At 52.5% G+C, this 19,733-nt stretch carries 13 protein-coding genes; 5 read left to right on the top strand and 8 right to left on the bottom strand.

The window, feature by feature from the left end; all coding sequences use genetic code 11:
• Window positions 1-107 precede the first annotated feature (107 nt).
• Together OUY18_RS09020 and alr are read left to right on the top strand one after the other, a co-directional pair.
• Window positions 108-3,875: a phosphoribosylformylglycinamidine synthase gene (locus OUY18_RS09020; protein ID WP_268058447.1), complete on the top strand. Its 3,768-nt coding sequence runs from the start codon at window positions 108-110 to the stop codon at window positions 3,873-3,875.
• Window positions 3,876-3,889: 14 nt separating this feature from the next.
• On the top strand, window positions 3,890-5,077 hold the full coding sequence (alr, locus tag OUY18_RS09025; protein WP_268058448.1) for an alanine racemase: 1,188 nt from the start codon (window positions 3,890-3,892) through the stop codon (window positions 5,075-5,077).
• 141 nt (window positions 5,078-5,218) lie between these two features.
• Here the strand turns inward: alr and OUY18_RS09030 are convergent, their stop codons facing one another.
• The 3 genes from OUY18_RS09030 to OUY18_RS09040 form a co-directional block, all read right to left on the bottom strand.
• Entirely contained in the window at window positions 5,219-6,739 is a 1,521-nt protein-coding gene (locus OUY18_RS09030) for a lipopolysaccharide biosynthesis protein (RefSeq protein ID WP_268058449.1), read from the bottom strand.
• A 180-nt stretch (window positions 6,740-6,919) separates the two neighbouring features.
• Window positions 6,920-7,936, bottom strand: a complete 1,017-nt coding sequence (trpS, locus tag OUY18_RS09035; protein ID WP_268058450.1) for a tryptophan--tRNA ligase — start codon at window positions 7,934-7,936, stop codon at window positions 6,920-6,922.
• Window positions 7,937-7,953: 17 nt separating this feature from the next.
• Window positions 7,954-9,147 (bottom strand): PLP-dependent aminotransferase family protein, encoded by a 1,194-nt coding sequence (locus OUY18_RS09040; protein ID WP_268058451.1) that lies wholly within the window; start codon window positions 9,145-9,147, stop codon window positions 7,954-7,956.
• Between the two features lie 213 nt (window positions 9,148-9,360).
• Between OUY18_RS09040 and OUY18_RS09045 the strand changes: the two genes are divergently transcribed.
• Both OUY18_RS09045 and OUY18_RS09050 read left to right on the top strand, forming a co-directional pair.
• Window positions 9,361-11,685: a SpoIIE family protein phosphatase gene (locus tag OUY18_RS09045; protein ID WP_268058452.1), complete on the top strand. Its 2,325-nt coding sequence runs from the start codon at window positions 9,361-9,363 to the stop codon at window positions 11,683-11,685.
• 312 nt (window positions 11,686-11,997) lie between these two features.
• The gene (locus tag OUY18_RS09050) at window positions 11,998-12,669 is read left to right on the top strand and encodes a YjgB family protein (RefSeq protein ID WP_268058453.1); all 672 of its coding nucleotides are present in this window, start codon (window positions 11,998-12,000) and stop codon (window positions 12,667-12,669) included.
• Window positions 12,670-12,794: 125 nt separating this feature from the next.
• Here the strand turns inward: OUY18_RS09050 and OUY18_RS09055 are convergent, their stop codons facing one another.
• Window positions 12,795-13,184, bottom strand: coding sequence for a desulfoferrodoxin family protein (locus OUY18_RS09055; RefSeq protein WP_268058454.1), 390 nt, complete (start codon window positions 13,182-13,184; stop codon window positions 12,795-12,797).
• A gap of 211 nt (window positions 13,185-13,395) precedes the next feature.
• Here OUY18_RS09055 and OUY18_RS09060 point away from each other — a divergent pair, with 211 nt between their 5' ends.
• Complete coding sequence (locus tag OUY18_RS09060; protein ID WP_268058455.1) at window positions 13,396-15,012, top strand: peptide ABC transporter substrate-binding protein; 1,617 nt, start codon at window positions 13,396-13,398, stop codon at window positions 15,010-15,012.
• A 107-nt stretch (window positions 15,013-15,119) separates the two neighbouring features.
• Here OUY18_RS09060 and OUY18_RS09065 read toward each other — a convergent pair whose 3' ends face one another.
• From OUY18_RS09065 to iorA, 4 genes are read right to left on the bottom strand one after another with little or no spacing between them, the layout of a single operon-like run.
• The gene (locus OUY18_RS09065; protein ID WP_268058456.1) at window positions 15,120-15,551 is read right to left on the bottom strand and encodes an ACT domain-containing protein; all 432 of its coding nucleotides are present in this window, start codon (window positions 15,549-15,551) and stop codon (window positions 15,120-15,122) included.
• Window positions 15,552-15,590: 39 nt separating this feature from the next.
• Window positions 15,591-16,895 carry a phenylacetate--CoA ligase family protein gene (locus OUY18_RS09070; RefSeq protein ID WP_268058457.1) on the bottom strand — a complete coding sequence of 435 codons (1,305 nt, stop codon included), beginning with the start codon at window positions 16,893-16,895 and terminating at the stop codon, window positions 15,591-15,593.
• A 2-nt stretch (window positions 16,896-16,897) separates the two neighbouring features.
• Window positions 16,898-17,494, bottom strand: coding sequence for an indolepyruvate oxidoreductase subunit beta (locus OUY18_RS09075; RefSeq protein WP_268058458.1), 597 nt, complete (start codon window positions 17,492-17,494; stop codon window positions 16,898-16,900).
• Window positions 17,491-19,233, bottom strand: coding sequence for an indolepyruvate ferredoxin oxidoreductase subunit alpha (gene iorA / locus OUY18_RS09080; RefSeq protein WP_268058459.1), 1,743 nt, complete (start codon window positions 19,231-19,233; stop codon window positions 17,491-17,493). The genes OUY18_RS09075 and iorA overlap by 4 nt, the downstream gene beginning before the upstream one ends.
• Between the last annotated feature and the right edge of the window lie 500 nt (window positions 19,234-19,733).

Genomic DNA, 19,733 nt, shown 5'->3' on the forward strand with positions numbered 1-19,733 from the left:
TCGAAAATGTCAATGTTTTAGGAAGCGCTTTATAATGAACCGGAATTGTGATACTATTAAAGAAATCATGTTTAAACGGCTGCTTTAAGCGGCGGAACGGGGGAAATATGTCTGGCGTTATCAGAGTATTTGTGGAAAAGAAACCCGGCTTCGATGTGGAAGCACAGCACATTCAGTCGGATCTTATCGAGAATCTGGGTCTGGCTGCCGTTGAGGAGATCCGGCTGATCAACCGGTACGATGTTTCCGGGCTGACAAAAGAACAGTTTGCTCAAGCGCGGGACACCATTTTTTCGGAACCGAATGTAGACGACGTATACGACGAAGTGTATCCTCTTCCAAAGGGCTACACCGCGTTTGCCATGGAGTATCTTCCCGGCCAGTATGACCAGCGCGCCGATTCCGCCGCGCAGTGCGTCCAGCTTTTAACGCAGGGAGAGCGCCCGCAGGTGGCGACCGCCCGTGTAATTGCCGTTAAGGGAGATTTAACGGAAGAAGAACTGAATAAAATCAAGAGCTATATGGTGAACCCTGTGGAGAGCCGTCTTGCTTCTTTGGAAAAGCCCGAAACCCTCGATACGGCGGCGGATACGCCCCCGGATGTCGCTCGCGTGTCGGGCTTTATCGATTGGAGTGAAAAGGAGCTTCAGACGTATTACGAGTCCATGGGCTTTGCCATGAGCATGGAAGATCTGGCGTTCTGCCGCGATTATTTCCGGAAGGACGAAAAGCGCGACCCGAGCGTAACCGAACTGCGCGTGATCGACACCTACTGGAGCGACCACTGCCGCCATACGACGTTCTCCACCCGCCTTGAAAAGATTGAAATTGAAAAATCAGCGCTGAGCGGCGCGATTGAGGACGCCCTGAAAGCCTATTACGACGCGCGCGCCGAAGTGTACGGCGAAACCGGCCGCCCGGTTTCCTTAATGGACATGGCGGTGATCGGGATGAAGCTTCTGCGCAAAAGAGGGCAGATTCCGGATTTGGATTTGAGCGAGGAAATCAACGCCTGTTCGATTGAAGTGCCCGTTATCGTGGACGGAAAAGAAGAAAAATGGCTGGTGCAGTTTAAGAATGAAACCCACAACCACCCGACGGAAATCGAACCGTTCGGCGGCGCGGCAACCTGCCTCGGCGGCGCAATCCGCGACCCGCTTTCCGGCCGGGCGTATGTCTATCAGGCCATGCGCGTAACCGGTTCGGGCGACCCGCGCATTCCGTTTGAAGAGACCCTTCCGGGCAAACTGCCGACCCGCAAAATCACCACCGGCGCGGCGCAGGGCTACAGCTCCTACGGCAACCAGATCGGCCTTGCCACCGGCCAGGTTACCGAGCTTTACGACCCCGGTTATGTTGCCAAGCGGATGGAAATCGGCGCGGTCATCGGCGCGTCCCCGAAGGAGAACGTTGTCCGTTTAACGCCGGAAGAAGGCGATTTGATCGTCCTTCTGGGCGGCAGCACCGGGCGCGACGGCTGCGGCGGCGCCACCGGTTCCAGCAAAGCGCATACCGAGCAGTCCATCGAGGTCTGCGGCGCGGAGGTGCAGAAGGGAAATCCGCCCACCGAGCGCAAGATACAGCGGCTGTTCCGTCACCCGGAGGTTGCAAAATTGATTAAGCGCTGCAACGATTTCGGCGCGGGCGGCGTTTGCGTAGCCATCGGCGAGCTTGCCGACGGGCTGAAAATTGATTTGAATAAGGTTCCGAAAAAATATGAGGGACTGGACGGCACGGAGCTTGCCATTTCGGAGTCACAGGAACGGATGGCGGTTGTGCTTTCTCCGAAAGATGTGGATTCCTTTATTGCGGCGGCGAATCAGGAAAACCTCAACGCTCAGGTTGTCGCCGTTGTTACGGACGAGCCGCGCCTGCGCATGAAATGGCGCGACGACACCATTGTAAACATCAGCCGCGCGTTTTTGGATACCAACGGTGTGATACAGAAAAACAACGTTGTCATCGAAGCGGTTGATTCCGATCGCGACTACCGGAAACTCGTTCCGGAATGCCTGAAAGGGAAGCCGCTGGAAAAAGCGTTTCAGGAGAACCTTTCCCGGCTGGAAGTCTGCGGGCAGAAAGGACTTTCCGAGCGCTTCGACGCCAGTATCGGCGCTTCAACGGTTCTGATGCCGTTTGCCGGTACCTATCAGCTGACCCCGGAAGAAGCGATGGCCGCGAAAATCCCGGTAATGCACGGCGAAACCGACGACGCGACCGCAATGGCCTACGGCTATATTCCGGGCATTGCCCGTTTCAGCCCGTTCCATGGCGCCGCCTACGCCGTAGCGGAAAGCCTTTCAAAGCTCGCCGCCATCGGCGCCGATCCATTGAAAGCAAGGCTGACGTTCCAGGAATATTTTGAAAGGCTGAATACCGACCCGAAACGCTGGGGAAAACCCACCGCCGCGCTTCTCGGCGCTTTGAGCGCGCAGATCGGCCTGGGACTGCCGGCGATCGGCGGCAAGGACAGCATGAGCGGCAGTTTTGAACAGCTTGACGTTCCGCCCACGCTGGTCAGCTTTGCCGTTGCGATGACAAAAGCGAGTAAAACGATTTCCGCGGCGTTCAAAAAACCGGGTGCGAAAGTGGTTTTGTTCCCGCTGCCGGAAAATCCGAAAACGCTGCTGCCGGATTGGGAGAAACTGAAAGAATATTATCGTGGGATTCATAATATGATACAGAGCGGCACCGTCATCTCCGCTTCCGTTGTAAAAGAAGGCGGCGCGGCGGCCGCGGTTGCGAAGATGTGCTTCGGCAACCGGTTCGGTTTTATTTTTGAGCCGTCGGTTCTGGATGAAAAGACCCTGTTTGCGCCGGTTTCCGGTTCCATTATCGCGGAGCTCGCGTACGGCGCGGACGTTCCGGACGGTTTCGATGCGGTTGAGCTGGGCAAGGTGGCCGTGGTGCCGCAGATTTTCCTCGACAGGGAACGGCTTGACCTCAACGTGTTAATTTCCGCATGGAACGGCACGCTGGAGAAAATCTTCCCGAATCGGGCGGAGGAAAAGCCGGTTACGCGGGAACTTCCGCTTTGCAGTGACCGCTATGAAAAGGCTCCGGCGGTAAAAACCGCGAAGCCGCGCGTCTTTATTCCGGTATTCCCGGGCACAAACTGCGAATACGACAGCGCGCGCGCCTTTGAACGGGCGGGTGCGCAGCCGAAAGTTCTGGTTGTGCGCAATTTAAGTTCCTCCGATATCGAAGAAACCATTGAATATATAGAAAAAGCAATCCGTACGTCGCAGATGATTATGCTTCCGGGCGGTTTTTCCGGCGGCGACGAACCGGACGGCTCCGGCAAATTTATTGCAACTACCTTCCGCAATCCGAAGATTGCCGAAGCGGTGAACGACCTTCTGAAAAACCGCGACGGGCTGATGCTCGGTATCTGCAACGGTTTTCAGGCCCTGATTAAGCTGGGTCTCGTGCCTTACGGCGAAATCAGGAAGCCGAGCGAGACCGCGCCGACGCTGACCTTTAACACGCTGGGCCGCCATGTTTCCCGCATGGTGTACACCAGAGTGACCTCCGTAAAATCCCCATGGTTTGCCGGTGTGGACGCGGGCGATGTGTTCGCGGTGCCGGTTTCCCACGGTGAGGGCCGCTTTGTGGCAAGCGATGCGGTTATGAAGAAGCTGATTGCAAACGGTCAGGTCGCGACCCAGTACACCACCCCGGACGGCACCCCGAGCGGCAGTATCGAATGGAACCCGAACGGTTCGGTCTGCGCGGTGGAAGGGATTACCAGCCCGGACGGCCGTATCCTTGGAAAAATGGCGCACTCCGAACGCAGGGGAGAAAACCTGTATAGCAATGTTCCGGGCGAGAAGGATCAGAAGATTTTTGAATCAGGCGTAAAATACTTCAAGTAATTCAGGTGGAAAAAATGAGTGAATTTTTCAGACGAACTTGGGCCGAGGTCAGCCTGGATGCAATCGACCATAATTTTAAAACGATTCGGAATCAGATTCAGCCCGGGACGATGATCTGCTGTGTGATCAAGGCGGACGCTTACGGCCATGGTGCGGAAGCCCTTGCGCGGGAATATGAAAGGCTGGGCGCGGACTGGTTTGCCGTTTCCAATTTGGAAGAGGCGATGCAGATTCGCAATGCGGGCGTAAAGCTTCCGATTCTGATTTTGGGATACACCCCGCCCGGCATGGCCGCCCAGCTAAGCGGGCTGAATATCTCGCAGACGGTGCTTTCCGCAGGCTACGGCGAATCCCTTTCGCAGGAAGCGCAAAAGGCAGGCGTTACGGTAAAGGTGCATATGAAAGTCGATACCGGCATGAGCCGCATCGGTTTTATGTATCAGAATCCGGTACGCGACGCGAACGAAATTGACGCGATCGAGCGGGTGTGCCGGCTTCCGGCGCTTGACGCGGAAGGAATCTTTACCCATTTTGCCGTTGCCGACGAGGGCGACGACGGGCGCGATTATACCATGATACAGTACGGGAATCTGATGAACGCGGTCGGGCTGCTTCAAAAGCGAGGCATTACGTTCCGAATCCGTCACTGTGCGAATTCTGCGGCGATCTTCGATTATCCGGAAACGCAGCTCGATATGGTACGCCCCGGCGTGATTCTTTACGGGCTGAGGCCTTCCGGAAAAATGAGGCATCCGATGGACCTCATCCCCGCCATGGAGCTGAAAAGCATTGTTTCGCTGGTCAAGACCGTTGAACCCCAGACCAGCGTCAGTTACGGACGGGAATTTACCACGGACGTTCCCACGAAGATTGCCACGGTTCCGATCGGCTATGCCGACGGCTATCCCCGGCATCTGTATGTGCAGGGAAGCATGCTTGTGCGCGGCCGGAAGGTAAAGATTATCGGCCGTGTCTGCATGGATCAGCTTATGCTGAACGTGACCTCCGTTCCGAACGTGAAAGAGGGCGACGTTGTGACCGTGTTCGGCCGCGACGGGGACGTCTCCATTACGCTTGATGAATTGGCCGCCTACAATCAGACTATCAACTATGAACTGGTCTGTATGATTTCGAAGCGTGTGCCGCGTATTTATTATAAAGACGGCAAAGAGGTCGGCGAACTGAATTACATCTGTAAGTAACCCTGCGCACTTTATAAAGAGTCTTAAATAAACAGAAACTCCCGGCCTTTGCCGGGAGTTTTTGTTCTGTCGGAAGCAGTTTTTATCTTTAAAGCAATACATATCGGAATATTATATATAAACTATACAAATTGGATATAATTATGACCTGTGGAGTGCCGGAATTTTTACAAATCCTTTCAGATACCGGAATTCCTTTGTGTTCCAGAATACAAGCAAATAGGCCGCGTTCGGCAGCAGCAGGCAGATCAAGCATTTTGCCACGAAACTGATAAAGCCCGTTCCCGGAACATAAGCACAGCAGAAATAGGTCAGGAAACCGACGGAAAAGGTCAGCGCCGTATAAAGCGCGTACCGAAGGAAATAAGCGCTCACGGGCCGATGGAAGCCATGCCGGAACAGAACCAGCGGCTCAACCCAGAAGTCGACCGTCATGGTGCTGATCAGGGTGCCGATAAAAACGCCGGCAACGCCTAAATGCTGTACTAATAGAATGGAAGCGATCAGGTTTACAAGAGCCTCGAAAACCGCCTTGTACCGGTCGTACCAAAACAGTCCGAACGCGTCGCGGAACGTCAGGGTTGCCTGCCGCATTCCGGTGGTGTAAAAGTTCAAAACGATTACAAAAACGATGGGCAGGGCAAACAGAAGGCTTTTTTTGCCCGTAAAGAGCAGCATGAACGGGTTAAACAGGCTGAACAGGCAAATGGAGCAGAAGCTGAAAATCCAGAAGCAGGCAAAATTGATCGCCAGATAGACCTCATAAGATTTTCGGTGATCCTCCACGGCGCCAAGGTTCCCAACACTCGCGGTAATCCCGCTGAAAATCTGTTTCGTTACGTTCATAAGGGTATTGGTAATCAGATAATAGTTCGAGTAAATCCCCACGCTGACAATGCCGACAAAGGTGGAAATAACCAAAGTATCTGTGCCGTTTACAACGGTGCTGCCGATTCGGTGCATGAACATCGCCTTTATATTTTTTACGATGGCGGCGCGGTCCGGCTTACTGAGCTTTTGCTTCTCATATTTTTTCAGGAAGGGATACATCTTTCCCGCTTTCCGTGCGAGGAAAAAGTTTGCGAAAAAGCTGAAGAGAATCTGTGCGCACAAATACAGGATAAAATTATGTGTCAGAATCAGGATGACGACCTGAATCAGATTCTGCGCGATGCCGAATCCGTATTGATACAGCGAGCAGATATAAACCTTTTGGTCGGCGATAATGATTTGCTGTTTATAAGATAAAAAGTAAGTGATGACGGAGCTGAAAAGAAATAAAAAGTAAATCAGGGTCAGGTTGGGAATATCCGGGATGGATTTCATAAAAAATTGATAAAACGGAGAAAAGGCAATCCCCACAACGGCGACAATGATGCCGATTGTGTGGTAAGCCCGTTTATAAAGCCCCATCAGCGCGCCGAGTTTTTTATAATCCTTTTCGGCAAGGGGTTTATACATGCTGAACGTAATGGCGGTTCCGAAGCCCAGTTCCGCAAGGGAAAAGATGGTGAGAATATTGCTGAAATAACCGTTCAGTCCCAGATAGGATTCGTCGAGCATACGGATAAATACCGTCCGGCAAAAGAAGGAAAGGGCAATATAAAGAATTTGGCTTCCGACATTTACAATCACATTGCGGATTGAATTTTTACTGCGCATGAATCTACGGCCTTTCAATAAAACAATATATGCATAATAGCATATCCAACAGGCTTCGTCTACACAATTCCTGTAAACAAAAGAAGCCCCCAAAAATTGGAGACTTCCCAAAAGGCGGTTTGGACGCTGCATAAAAGGATGCTCTCAAATTTCCAGAGCCTCCTTTTATTGTAATTTTCATTAGAATGCTTTTGGAATAAACCCGACTTTTTTCATTGCTTTATTGAGGGTGCGGCTGGAAATGGCAAGCGCTTTCTGCGCGCCTTCCGTGTAGCATTTCTCAAGGTAATCCTTATTTTTGATGTAATCGGCATAGCGTTCCTGAATCGGGCGCAGATGCTCCACGACGGCTTCACCCACAGCGGCTTTGAAATCGCCGTAGCCCTTGCCTTCAAAGTCCTTTTCGATCTGCTCATAGGTAAGACCGGTAACAGTGGCGTAAATGCCCATCAGGTTGTTTACGCCGTCCTTGCCTTCCGCGTAGCGGACGCAGGCCTCGCTGTCGGTGACGGCGCGCTTGAATTTCCGCAGGATATCCTCCGGCTTGTCCAGCACGGCGACATAGCCGTTTGCATTTTCATCGGATTTGCTCATCTTTCTGGACGGGTCCTGCAGGGACATAATGCGCGCGCCCTGTTTCGGAATATAGCCGTCCGGCACGGTAAAGGTGGGGCTGTAAATGCCGTTGAAGCGTTCCGCAATGTTGCGGGCAAGCTCCAGATGCTGCTTCTGATCGGCGCCAACGGGAACAAGGTCTGCCTGATACAGCAGAATATCCGCCGCCATCAGGCTCGGATAGGTGAACAGTCCCGCGTTGACGTTGTCGGCGTGCTTTGCGGCCTTATCCTTAAACTGCGTCATACGCTGCAGCTCGCCGAACTGGGTATAACAGTTTAAAACCCAAGCAAGCTGTGCGTGCGTGCAGACCTGGCTTTGGATAAAGAACGGGCTTTTTTCGGGGTCGACACCGCAGGCCAGAAGAAGCGCGTAGGCTTCGAGCGTATTATGACGAAATTTTGCCGGTTCCTGGCGCACGGTAATGGTGTGCAGATCGGCCAAAGCATAAATGCAGTTGTATTCGTCCTGCAAACTGATCCAGTTCTTGAGCGCTCCAAGATAATTGCCGAGGGTTATGGTTCCGCTCGGCTGAATTGCGCTGAAAATAACCTTTTTGCGCTCTGTGGTTGCTGTTTCCATATTCTTTTTGCCTCCCATTAATTTCCGATCATTTCATTTGCAAGCGTTCCCAGAATTTGAATGCCCTTCAGCAGCTGGTCGTCGGTTGGGGTGGAAAAATTAATGCGGAAGGACTGACTGGGGTCGTTTTCGTCCGTTAAGAACGCGTTCCCGGGAACCACGCATACTTTGCGCAGCACCGCCTGCTTGCAGAAATCAAGCATATCCACGCCGTCGGGCAGGGTGCACCAGAGGAACAGGCCGCCTTCGATCGGGTTATAGGTTACTTTCGGCATCAAGTATTTATCAAGAGCGCCCGTGGCAATCGCGGATTTTTTCAAATAAATTTCCTGTAGCTTTTTCAGGTGTTCGTCAAAATTATAGCGGGTCAGGAATTCGTGGCAGACCATTTGCGACCAAATATTGGTGTGAACGTCCTGTCCCTGCTTGCAGACGATCATTTTTTGCAGCACTTCTTTCGGCCCGATTGCATAGCCGACGCGCATGCCGGGGGAGATGATCTTGGAGAAGGTACCGGCGTAGATGACAAGGCCGTCCTCGTCCAGCGATTTCACCGCTTCAATATGTTCGCCGTGGAAGCGCAGGTCGCCGTAAGGGTTGTCCTCCAGAATCAGAACGCTGTATTTCTTGGCGAGCGCATACAGCTGTTTCCGCTTCGCCCAGCTCATGGTTATGCCGGACGGGTTCTGGAAGTTCGGTATGGTGTAAATGAATTTTGCATTCGGCTCTTCTTTCAGCGCCTTTTCCAGTTCCTCCATGTTCATGCCGTCGCTGTCCATAGGGATGCCGCGCAGGCGTGCGTTGTAGGAGCGGAAGGTGTTCAGCGAGCCGATAAAGCTCGGCGCTTCGCAGATGACCACGTCGCCTTCATTTAGCAGGGACTTCGCCGCCAGATCCATTACCTGCTGCGCGCCGCTCGTAATCAGGGTATTATCGAAGTCACGGCCGATGCCGTGCATTTTATTCATGTAGTCTGTCAGGTACTCGCGCAGAGGCTGGTAGCCTTCCGTAATGCTGTACTGCAGTGCGTCGATCGGGCGCTGCGTTAAAATTCTTTCGGATATTTCGGAGATTGCCTTTGTCGGGAATGCTTCCGGAGCAGGGTTCCCGGCGGAGAGCGAAATGACGCTCGGATCACTGGCGTATTTAAAGATTTCCCGGATTGCGGATGGTTTCAGCTTTAATACGCGGTCGGAAAATTTATATTCCATTTTATCACCCTCTAATTTGTATTCTCTTTTATTTTAGCACAGAAATACGGCAAAGACTATAAAAACCCTCCCAATTTTTAAAAATACTTATAATGTGATTTTATACGTCAAAATATTACGGCAAGTTATGACAATAGCGACAAAATACATATAGTATAATGAGTTTTAGTAAAAATTGGACATGCTTCCAAATATTGTATGGCGGTGATTAAAATGATAAAAGCAAAGTCGGGGCGCATCAGCTTTACGGCGGCTGCACTGGATCCCACAAAAGCAGTTGCCAGACAGCTTGTTTATTTTACGGTGGGGCTGCTCTGCTCCCGTGGGCTTGTGTTCGGCAAATATGCGCCGTTTGGGGTTGCGGCGGTTGCGGCGTTTCCTTATGCGGGGCTGTGGAGTACCGTATTGGGCAGCGCGGCGGGGTATCTGCTGCCTTCCGCGGCAAACGTACCGGTACATTACCTGGCCGCGGTTTTGGCCGCCGCGGCGATCCGCTGGACGCTGAACGACATGATGAAGCTGAAGATGCACGCTATTTTTGCGCCGCTGGTCGCTTTTCTGCCCATGCTTGCAACGGCAATGGCAATCGTGTTTGTCAACGGTTCGGGTTCGGCGTCTGTCGCTATGTATATCGCGGAAGCCCTTCTCGCCGGCGGCGTGGCGTACTTCTTTACCCGTACGTCGGAGGTGATCGTCTCCGGCAGGGGCGCGGGCGAAATGAATGCGCAGGAAATCACGTGCGCGGCGCTGTCGGCGGGTATGCTGCTGCTTCCGCTTTCCAATCTTGCGATTGGCCCGGTTTCCCTCGGAAGGGTTCTGGCGATTATCGCCGTTCTGTTTGCCGCACATTACGGCGGGGTTTCCGGCGGAAGTGTGGCGGGCATCGCGGCGGGGATCGTTTTCAGCCTTTCCACCTCCGGGCTCAATTACCTTTCCGGCGCCTATGCTTTGGGCGGCTTGATGGCCGGTGTGTTTTCGCCGGTTGGGCGGCTCGCGTCGGTTGTCGCGTTTATTTTCTCCAATGCGGTGGCTTCTTTACAGGTCGGCAATCAGGAAAAGGTGATCGGGGGACTTTATGAGGTTATGGCGGCGACCGTCCTGTATATGCTGATTCCGCAGAAGGTCGGCGCCCCGCTGATCGGCCTTTTCTCCCGCGCGGACGACGCCTCGCGCACGGACGGGCTGCGCCGGTCCGTAATCATGAAGCTCGACTACGCCGCAAAGGCGCTGGGCAGTGTTTCGGATTCGGTGGAAGAGGTTTCCAAAAAGCTGTATTCCGCCTGTTCGCCCGATATCAATGGGGTGTACAAGCGTACCATTGATGATGTTTGCTGTAATTGCGGGCTGAAGGTTTACTGCTGGGAACGGAATTATAATGACAGCATGAATTCCTTTAACGATCTGACGGAAAAATTGCGGGGGAAGGGTGAAGTCGACAAGGACGATTTCAGCGCGCAGTTTGCTTCCCATTGCAGCAGGCTGGCTACCATGGTGGATTCCGTAAACAGTCATTACCGGGAATTCTCCATTAAGGACGCGGCGGAAAGCCGCGCGCAGCAGGTGCGGAGCATGGTTGCCGACCAGTTCGCAACGACCAGCAACCTCCTGGAGGATATGGCGGCCGAGCTGGAGCTTTACGAACAGTTCGATTTCAACGCCGCGCAGAAGGTCGGTGAAGTTTTGCGCGGCGCGGGGATCCTGCCGATCGATATCAGCTGCCGTGTGGACCGTTTCAGCCGCATGTCGATCGAAATTATCGCCGCGCAGGCGGAGAGCGTCCGCCTGAATAAGGCGGAACTTACCGATGAAATTTCACGCGTGTGCGACCGTGTGTTCCAGCAGCCCTGCATCAGTTTGGTGAAGGGGAAATGCCGCCTGCAAATGGTGGAACGCCCGCTTTTCCGTGTACAGACCGGCTGCGCCCAGCATTCGTGCGCAAATAAGCAGATCTGCGGCGACAGTTGGGAAAGCTTTTCCGACGGAAACGGCCGCCAGATCGTATTGATCAGCGACGGAATGGGTACGGGCGGACGCGCCGCGGTGGATGGCGCAATGGCCACCGGTATCCTGTCGCGCCTTATCAAAGCGGGAATCGGGTTTGACGCCGCGCTGAAAATTGTAAATTCCGCGTTGATGGTGAAATCGGGCGACGAGTCGCTCGCAACGATTGATTTGGCTGCGCTCGACCTTTTCAGCGGCAATCTCGAATTTATGAAGGCGGGAGCGCCCGTCAGTATTTTGCGTAAATCCGGTCGTGCGGTTGTGATTGATGCTCCCAGTCTGCCGATCGGAATTTTAAATGACATCAACTTTACCAAGTCCTCCGATAGCCTTGGCAGTGGCGATCTGCTGGTGCTTCTTTCCGACGGTGCGCTTGCAGCCGGCGACGATTGGATCTGTGATACGGTGGAAAGATGGAGCGGTCAGGTTCCGCAGGAGCTTGCCGAAGAAATCGTAACACAGGCAATCGCCCGCCGCGCCGACGGCCATGACGATGATATCACCGTTCTGGTCATGAAGGTAAAGGAAAGCGAATGATTCCGGACAGCCTCGTTTCTTACGGGGCTGTTTTCATCCGCAGACACCCGTACGTTTCCATCCTTGAAACTTTTCCGCGAAACAGTTTTTTCCGATTCCGATGCTCCTTCCGCACTTTTGTGATGCTGCGCCAAAGTACGGAAGGAGGCCGGGAAAATATCCTGCCGATTTATTAAAAAATTGATACAATACTTGATTATTCTCCATTCCTGGTGTAAGATAATGCTACTTTCCAGCCCGAATACTCGGTCTTATTTGGAAACGGGCAAATGGGGGAAAGTTCAACCTTTTTAACTACGGGAGGTGCTTATTATGATTACACAATTCAAAAAAATTCTTGCATCCGTAACGGCCCTGGCGCTGTTGTCCGCTTCTTTTGCCGGCTGCTCTCATCCGCAGTCCTCCGGGAGCCAGGTTCCGGCTTCGTCGCCGGTTTCTGCGCAGGCTTCTTCTTCCCCGGCCAATCCAGCCGCTTCTTCCAGCGTTGCATCAGCGGAAACTTCTTCCAAGCCGGTGGATGAACAGACAGCTCTGCTGCAGGACATGCAGAAAGCGGCAAAGCAGGGCAAGGTACTGGATATCCCGTTTTCCGTAAAAACGAACGTAATTGAAGACGTTCAGCAAAAATGGGGCAAGGAAGATAAATCCGAATATATTGCGTCCGCAAAAGGAATATACAATACCTACTCCAAGCATAACGCGGTTTTCGGTTTTAACAAAGGCGATCAGCTTTTTGAAGTTCGCACGCTCGACGGCAAATGGAAGGACCTTACGCTTTCCAAAGTGAAGGAAGTCCTCGGAAAACCCGATCATGATGTAAAGTACGGAAAAGACGAAATCATCGGGTATGTTGCAAGCAAAGATTATAAAATTTTACTCGTATTCCCGGCAGACGGGGATAATCCGAAACTCGACCACTATTCCGTCCTTTATCCGCAGGGCACCGTCAACTCCATGGCGGGCGACCCGGGCAGACAATGGTAAAATAGAAAGAGGCCGCCGCGAAATGAACGGCGGCCTGTGTTGTTTTCGGAGGTAAGGGTTACATATTTTATTTAAATAGGGAAGGAACCCTCTCCCAAGCCGGGAAAGGGTTCCTTTTTACGGTTTTATGAAATTTCCGTCATCCAAAGGCCGTGGAGATTGCAATACGCATACGCTGCAACCGCCTCATCGTCTACAAGCTCAAAAGTTGCTTCCGGCTTGTCCCCCGGATGAAGAGCTTTGCGCTGACCGCCGTTTTTGGTCTCGAGATAAATCCACTCTATGTAGTGGGCTTCCAGCATGGGATGTTCAACGCTGCCGACCTTAACCGTTACGGTATTGCCGGAGACATTTACGACAGGGAGATGTTTTTCGTGCGCGGCCTCGACAGTGTTCGGGACCAACTCTGTCATCGGCTCCCCGCAGCAGATCATAGAGACTCCGCTGTTGTAAATCATACCGACAAAATTTCCGCAGTGCTTACAAAGATAGAATTTTACATTTTTGTTTGCCATAATACAACCTCCTTTATGTCTTTTATTCCTATATTATAACATGACCGCCCAGAATAAGGAATACGATATTTCGAATATTTTTTTAGAACATTTCCCAGGGAAATTATCAGGTTTTACTATGAATAAATGACAATTATGTTAACCTCGTTGCATTGAATGCGGAAAAATGATAAAATTAATTTATCCCGTGAAATCTAGGGGTGAATATGAAATGATAAAAAGATTTACGGCAGGATTTCTCTGCCTTATGATACTGTTTTCCTTTTCCGCCTGCGGCAGGAGGGAGCCGAAGAACGCCAATAAAAAAATCAGTTATTCCCTGTCGGCCGAACCAAAAACGCTTGACCCGCAGATCGCCACGGACAACTCGTCCATCATTGCGGTGGAAGCGCTTTTTGAGGGGCTTGCGCGCCTTGATGAGAATAACCGGCCCTATCCCGGCGCTGCGGAAAAATGGGTAAGCAGTGACAACGACACGGTTTTTACGTTCACTTTACGCAGCAATGCGAAGTGGTCGGACGGGAAAACGCCCGTAACCGCCGGCGATTTTGTCTATGCGTTCCGGCGCGCGCTTTCTCCGCAGACCGGTTCGGCTACCTGTTCCCGGATGTTCTGCATTCAGAATGCGCGGGAAGTAAACGCCGGTTCGGTTTCGCCGGATCGCCTGGGGGTAACGGCGGCGGATGATCATACGCTGATTGTGCGGTTAAACTATTCCTACCCGGATTTTCCGGCGATTACCGCCTCTGCGGTTTTTATGCCCTGCAATCAAAAATTCTTTGAGAGTGCGTCCGGCCGTTATGGGCTGGAGAACAAATATCTGCTCGGAAACGGTCCGTTTGAAATTGACGGGAAATACGGCTGGGATCACGGGAAATATTTGAATCTGGTGCGTTCTGCAAGTTATACGGGAAGTATAAAACCACTGCCTTCCAACATAAGGTTTACAATTGAAGGCAAGGATACGGCTATTACCGATCCGATTTCCGCGCTGAAAACCGGCACGGTAGACGCCATTGCCATTCCGTCCGACAAGGTTGCGGCGGCCAAGGCGGCGGAGTGTACCATTTCTTCTTTTGAAGATACGACCTGGGGCCTTTGCTTTAATACGAAATCGGATATCATGAAAAACAAAAATATCCGCCGCGCGTTTTTACAGGCTCTTGACCGGAGTAAAATTTTAAAGCACCTTCCGGCAAATGTGAATCCCGCCGAGGATATTATCGCGCCGTCCACAACCCTGCTTGGGAAAAATTACCGCAGTCTGGCCGGAAGCGGTTCTTTCTATCTGAAACAGGATAAAAATCCCACCGCCCTTTGGAATGCGGGGATCAGCGAACTTTCCAAACCGGATGTAAAGAGCATCAGCATTATTTGCCCGAACGATCCCAACGTAAAACTGATGCTGAATGATATGATCGCTACGTGGAACACAAAGTTTAACAACTATTTTAATATGGAGCCGCTTGATAACGCGCAGCTTACGGCGCGGATTGCGTCCGGGAATTATCAGGTCGCCCTGTGCCCGATCTGTCCGCACAGCGAGGGTCCGCTGGCCGTACTGTCTTTATTTAAGAGCGGCGTCGAAGAGAACCCCGCCAAATTAAGCGACCCCACCTACGACGCCATGCTTGCGGACGCGGAAAAGGGCAGCGGCAGCGGTTCCGCCGCGTCGTTTGTCGCCGCGGAGAAGTATCTGAATGAACTCGGCGTGTTTTATCCTTTATATTATGAAAAACACTACTACGCCTGTGCAAAAGGCGTTTCCGGAATTGTTTTCCATCCGTATAACACGGGCGTGGATTTTATTCGCGCAGGAAAAAGCTAAAGGCAGCTTTACGCAATAGCCGTAGGAACGAAAGAAAGGCTTCCACCCGCGGGCTGAAGCCTTTCTTTGTATGCGAGACCACCGGCTTGCCGGTGAGTGTCGATAAATTACATGCCGTAGAACTCTTCGGCGGTTAAAATCTGGATGCCGCCCGCAGTAAGGGCGTCTACCGCCGTTTTACTGTCCTTTACACGCAGGATAACATATGCCTTTCCGCTTTTACGGCTGATAAACGCATACATATATTCCACGTCGATTCCGCTGTCCGCGAGAGTCCGCATGGCTTTGGAAAACGCGCCCGGAACGTCGTCGATCCCCATAGCGATCACATTGGTAAGGGAAACGGTGAGCCCCGCCTTTTTCAGCGCGGAAACCGCGTCGTCGGGCCGGTTTACAATCAGGCGAAGAATTCCAAAATCACTGGTATCCGCAACCGATATCGCCCGGATATCAATGTCCGCCGCCGCGAGAACCTCGGTAATTTCCGCAAGACGGCCCGATTTATTCTCGATAAATATGGAAAGCTGCTGAATTTGCATTGCAATTCCTCCCTATGTTTTCTTTATCCTATTCTATCGTTAAACTTTACGGTTATCAATGACTCTTTTCGCCTTGCCGTCGGTGCGGGGAATCGACTTTGGTTCCAGCAGCCGGACTTTAGCGACAACATTGAGCGTGGATTGCAATGCGTTCGAGATCTTGCGGCTCATATCCTCCAGATCACGCACGGTGTCGGAGAACGTTTCCTCGTTTATTTCAACCTGTACTTCCATGGTGTCAAGGTTATTTACGCGGTCGATGACAATCTGATAATTCGGCGCCATGCCAAGGTTCAGGAGCACGCTTTCAATCTGGGAGGGGAATACGTTGATGCCGCGGATAATCAGCATGTCGTCCGTTCTTCCCTTCGGCTTTTCCATGCGCACGAAGGTGCGCCCGCATTCGCACGCGGAGTGGTCGAGGCGGCAGATATCCTTGGTACGGTAGCGCAGAAGCGGCAGCGCCTCCTTACCGATGCAGGTGAAGACCAGTTCGCCGTATTCGCCGTCCGGTACCGGTTCGCCCGTTTCGGGGCTGATGACTTCGGGGTAGAACATATCCTCGTTGATATGCATTCCGTGCTGCATCGCGCATTCGCTTGCAACGCCCGGCCCGGCGATTTCGGAAAGCCCGTAAATATCGTAGGCCTTAATGGCCAGCAGGCGCTCGATTTCCCTGCGCATGTTTTCCGTCCAAGGCTCCGCGCCGAAAATACCCGCGCGCAGCTTCAGGCTTTTGGGGTCGACCCCCGTGTCCCGCATGGTTTCACCGATATACATGGCGTAGGAAGGCGTGCAGCAAAGAATGTCGGAACCGAAATCCTGCATGATCATAATCTGGCGCTTTGTATTTCCGGTGGATACCGGAATGGCGGTGGCGCCGAGTCTTTCCGCGCCGTAATGAATCCCCATGCCGCCGGTGAAAAGACCGTAGCCATAGGAAATGTGGACGGAATCGGATTTTGTACCGCCTGCCGATGCAATGCAGCGGGCGGCGCAGCGAGCCCAGACGTCGATGTCGTTTTTCGTGTAGCCGACAACGGTCTGCTTTCCGGTCGTGCCGGAGGAGGCGTGCACGCGCACCAGTTCTTCCTTCGGTACGGCGAACATACCGAAGGGATAGGTGTCGCGCAGATCGGCTTTATACGTAAACGGGAGCTTGGGGACGTCGTCAACCGAACGGATATCCCCCGGCAAAAGCCCCATCTCATCAAAGCGTTTTTTATAGATCGGAACATGGTTGTAGCAGCGTTCCACCATGTTTACCAGTTTTTTGGACTGTATATAACGCAGAACTTCGCGTGAAGCGCATTCAAGCTCCGGTTCGAAATAATTTCCCTGCATTTTTAATCCCCCAATTCGCTTTCCTGTGCGCCGTAGCCCAGTTCAAATGCTTTCAGGTTCATATCCACGAATTTTGCGGGTACGGTGGCTTTGATGGTGTCGATCCAGACTTGCTTGTCAATGGAAAGGCGTTTGGCCGCCGCGCCGATCAGCACAATGTTGACCGCTTTGACGGAACCCGCCTGTTCCGCGAGCTTCAGCGCGTTGAAAGCAACAACCTTTGCGCCCTGCGCCTGCACGGACTTGATCACATTTTCGGGGTAGACGGCCGAGCCGGTAACAACGGGTATGGGGTCGATCTGCTGCGTATTTACAACAACGGTCCCGTCTGTTTTCAGCCACGGGAGAAAACGCGCGGCCTCCAGCGCTTCAAACGCGAGAAGGATATCTGCCTCGCCTTTTTCAATTATGGGGGAATAGACTTTATCGCCGTAGCGGACGTAGGTAACGACCGAACCGCCGCGCTGGCTCATTCCGTGTACCTCCGACACTTTTACGTCCGCTCCGCAGCTCAGCATGGCGCTTCCGAGAACGCGGCTCGCGAGCAGGGTGCCCTGGCCGCCGACGCCGACAATCATTACGCTTTTTACCTGATTCATGCTTTTGCCTCCTCTGTTGTAATCGCGCCCTTTGCGCAAAGGCTTGTGCAGACGCCGCAGCCGACGCACTGCGTACGGTCAATGGAAGCCTTGCCGTTTTTCATGCTGATTGCAGGGCATCCGATGGAAAGGCACGCGCGGCAGCCAACGCACTTTTCCTCTTTCACAACGAGCGAGGGCTTGTGTTTTACATATTTCAAAAGGGCGCAGGGCCTGCGGCTGATAATAACCGACGGGCCGTCCGCCTCCAGTTCTTCCTTTAACGCGGCCTGCGTTTCCTTCAGATTGTAAGGGTCGCAGACGCGTACACGCGCAATGCCGATGGATTTGCAAAGCGCCTCCAAATCCACGGCGCTGGTCGGGTCGCCCTTGATGGTGTAGCCCGTGGTCGGGTTCTGCTGGTGCCCGGTCATTCCGGTAATGGAGTTGTCCAGAATAATCACCACGGAATTGCTCCGGTTGTAGGCGATATCGATCAGTCCGGTTATGCCGGAGTGGATAAAGGTGGAATCGCCGATGACGGCAACGCTTTTCTTTTCCGACTCGGTGCCGCGCGCCTTGTTGAAGCCGTGCAGCCCTGAAACGGAAGCACCCATGCAGACGCAGGTGTCGATCGCGCTGAGCGGGGCGGAGGCGCCCAGTGTGTAGCAGCCGATGTCGCCGCTGACGAAGACCTTGGCTCTTTTCAAAGCAAAGAAAAGTCCGCGGTGCGGGCAGCCGCAGCACATAACCGGAGGACGCACCGGAACATCCTCTTGAACGGCTAGCGTCTCCGGCTCAGTATGCAGCATGCACCTGCGGATTACATGCTGCGAAAATTCGCCGCAGCGGGGGAATACGTCTTTTCCCATCACCGCGATGCCGTTTTTGCGGCAGAAGGTTTCGATCACATCGTCGAGTTCTTCAATAACATAAAGCTTGTCCACGGTTGCCGCGAATTTTTTGATCAGCTCCGCCGGAAGGGGATTGACCATTCCCAATTTCAGATAGGAAACGGTGTCGCCGAGGGCTTCCTTTGCGTACTGGTAAACAATACCGGCGCAGATGACCCCGGTTTTGGAATGGTTGTCTTCGATTTTATTGATCTCGCAGGTTTCCGCCCAGGCGGCGAGTTTTTTTGTCCGCTCTTCAACGGAAACATGCTTTGGCTTTGCAAAAGCGGGGAGCATGACGTTCTTTGCCGGATTTTTTATGTAAGGCTTTAACGCAAGCTCCTGCCGCTGCCCGGGTTCCACAATACTGCGGGAATGCGAAACACGGGTGGTAAGGCGGAGCATGACCGGCGTGTCGAAATCTTCCGAAAGGGAATAAGCCAGCTTTGTAAAATCACGGCATTCCGCAGAGTCGGAAGGTTCCAGCATCGGCAGCTTTGCGGCGATGGCATAATTGCGCGAATCCTGTTCGTTCTGCGAGGAATGGAGCCCCGGGTCGTCGGCCACGCCGAAAACCATGCCGCCGTTTACTCCTATGTAAGACATTGTAAAGAGCGGGTCGGCCGCAACGTTCAGCCCGACATGCTTCATGCCGCAGAAAGAGCGCGCGCCGCCGAAGGAAGCGCCCGCGGCGACCTCGGCCGCTACTTTTTCGTTTGGCGCCCATTCGCAGAAAATTTCGTCAAATTTTGAGGCGGCTTCGGTGATTTCCGTGCTCGGCGTGCCCGGATAGCTGGAGACTACCTTAACGCCGGCTTCGTAAAGTCCCTGGGCGACCGCTTCATTGCCCAGCAGCAGTTCTTTCATAGTATTTCCTCCTCAGATCATATTGGCGGATTATAAAGCATGAAATTAAAACGCACCGCATCAGAGAAGACCCTGATGCGGTTCATACCATGCTATTCCATTTCACCGATTTAAATCGATAAGCTACTACCTATTTTAACTCATTTTCATCTTATATGCAACCTGCTGGGATAAAAAATGCAGAAATCTGTATAAAAAATCAGACAGGAGTAATTTTAACCCGCTTCTGCCGTTTTTCCGGCTCCATCCCGCCTTTGTTAAAAGAAGGCGGCTAAAAACACGGAGCCGAGAATCAGTACGGCGCAGAACAGCGCCACGATGCGTATAATCAATTTGCGGTAATCAATTCCATGATTTTCATTCTTATGATTTTTCATTTTATCCCCTCCTGTATGACATCCATATTATATCAAATGTTTACAAAGAAAACCGTAAACATATTATGAATTTTACTGGTTTTTTTATAAAATTGCACAGGTTGATTCTTTCCACTATAGAAT

Origin of the sequence: Caproiciproducens galactitolivorans, from assembly GCF_026672255.1 — a bacterium.
Lineage (GTDB): Bacteria > Bacillota > Clostridia > Oscillospirales > Acutalibacteraceae > Caproiciproducens > Caproiciproducens galactitolivorans_A.

Coding starts and splice junctions, on each gene's coding strand:
- OUY18_RS09070 (WP_268058457.1), bottom strand. CDS start 16,895: ATGCAGGGAAATTATTTCGAACCGGAGCTTGAATGCGCTTCACGCGAA.
- OUY18_RS09020 (WP_268058447.1), top strand. CDS start 108: ATGTCTGGCGTTATCAGAGTATTTGTGGAAAAGAAACCCGGCTTCGAT.
- alr (WP_268058448.1), top strand. CDS start 3,890: ATGAGTGAATTTTTCAGACGAACTTGGGCCGAGGTCAGCCTGGATGCA.
- OUY18_RS09050 (WP_268058453.1), top strand. CDS start 11,998: ATGATTACACAATTCAAAAAAATTCTTGCATCCGTAACGGCCCTGGCG.
- iorA (WP_268058459.1), bottom strand. CDS start 19,233: ATGAAAGAACTGCTGCTGGGCAATGAAGCGGTCGCCCAGGGACTTTAC.
- OUY18_RS09065 (WP_268058456.1), bottom strand. CDS start 15,551: ATGCAAATTCAGCAGCTTTCCATATTTATCGAGAATAAATCGGGCCGT.
- OUY18_RS09040 (WP_268058451.1), bottom strand. CDS start 9,147: ATGGAATATAAATTTTCCGACCGCGTATTAAAGCTGAAACCATCCGCA.
- OUY18_RS09075 (WP_268058458.1), bottom strand. CDS start 17,494: ATGAATCAGGTAAAAAGCGTAATGATTGTCGGCGTCGGCGGCCAGGGC.
- OUY18_RS09055 (WP_268058454.1), bottom strand. CDS start 13,184: ATGGCAAACAAAAATGTAAAATTCTATCTTTGTAAGCACTGCGGAAAT.
- OUY18_RS09060 (WP_268058455.1), top strand. CDS start 13,396: ATGATAAAAAGATTTACGGCAGGATTTCTCTGCCTTATGATACTGTTT.
- OUY18_RS09045 (WP_268058452.1), top strand. CDS start 9,361: ATGATAAAAGCAAAGTCGGGGCGCATCAGCTTTACGGCGGCTGCACTG.
- OUY18_RS09030 (WP_268058449.1), bottom strand. CDS start 6,739: ATGCGCAGTAAAAATTCAATCCGCAATGTGATTGTAAATGTCGGAAGC.
- trpS (WP_268058450.1), bottom strand. CDS start 7,936: ATGGAAACAGCAACCACAGAGCGCAAAAAGGTTATTTTCAGCGCAATT.